This is a genomic window from Fulvivirga aurantia (genome assembly GCF_009711475.1).
GTDB lineage: Bacteria > Bacteroidota > Bacteroidia > Cytophagales > Cyclobacteriaceae > Fulvivirga > Fulvivirga aurantia.
This window is the reverse complement of sequence record NZ_SMMD01000168.1, coordinates 1-792: the sequence shown is the minus strand read 5'-3', so window position 1 is coordinate 792 and position 792 is coordinate 1. Positions and strand designations below refer to the sequence as shown.

General features: G+C 36.4%; 2 protein-coding genes. One reads left to right on the top strand and one right to left on the bottom strand.

Translation table 11 applies throughout. The features are described from left to right. A partial coding sequence (locus tag E1176_RS20160) for a hypothetical protein (RefSeq protein WP_185152489.1) occupies positions 1–250 on the top strand: 250 nt, incomplete at its 5' end. A 172-nt stretch (positions 251–422) separates the two neighbouring features. Here E1176_RS20160 and E1176_RS20155 read toward each other — a convergent pair. Beyond that, positions 423–792 (bottom strand): hypothetical protein (locus E1176_RS20155; protein ID WP_185152488.1); only part of this gene is annotated, 370 nt, incomplete at its 5' end.

The following is a 792-nucleotide window of genomic DNA, read 5'->3' as shown; positions in this document are numbered from 1 at the left end:
TCTTTTAATAGCTGATCATTTTGCACCTAAAAACACAAATGAATTCAAATTTCTGTTCAACAACAACTTCGGCTCTTTTGCCATGAAAGCTATCAATAACAAGCCTGCTGAGCTAGGTTACTTCGGAGATACTAAATATGCAGCAAACACGTTGAAAGTAAGAAGATTAAAAGGTAACGCTGTAATCGAAGGTGGCGAAGAAATGATCCTACCTATGACTACAATGGTTGCCAGCATAGAAATTGATTAATGACATGAAAACAATAAGCACCGTACTTTTATACCTCTGCCTCATGATTGGAGCAATATTTTACGGAGGTTGCTTATTAAGAGAAAGACTTTTAAAGCGTATTTTTTAAAATTGGTTTAGGTTTGTAGGTTGCGAATAAGAGGGTTTCTGTGGTTAGAAACCCTTTTTTCATTTAAAGGCTCATTGTTTTCTGCTTGAGCAACCAACTTTCAGCTTCCTCGATATTTAGAAACACTGCATTGTTGAACCCTCGCTTTTTGCAGATAGACTCCCAAAATTTAGCAATTTCCAGATCAGCGTGATTTACAATAGTGCTCAGCACAATTTTCTGGAAAGTAGAAACTTTGAGTTCATAAAGTTTTACCAGATTGAAAGCTTCAGTAAGTGGCACATTGAAGCTAACATCACGATAATCGGCCATAATGTGAGTGGCTTTAAATTTTTCGGCCAGCTGTGATAGTTTAATTGTGCCGATAATTACCTGAGAAAAATTGTTTCTTATACCAGATGCCTGAATGAATAGGTAATCTTTACGCTGTTCT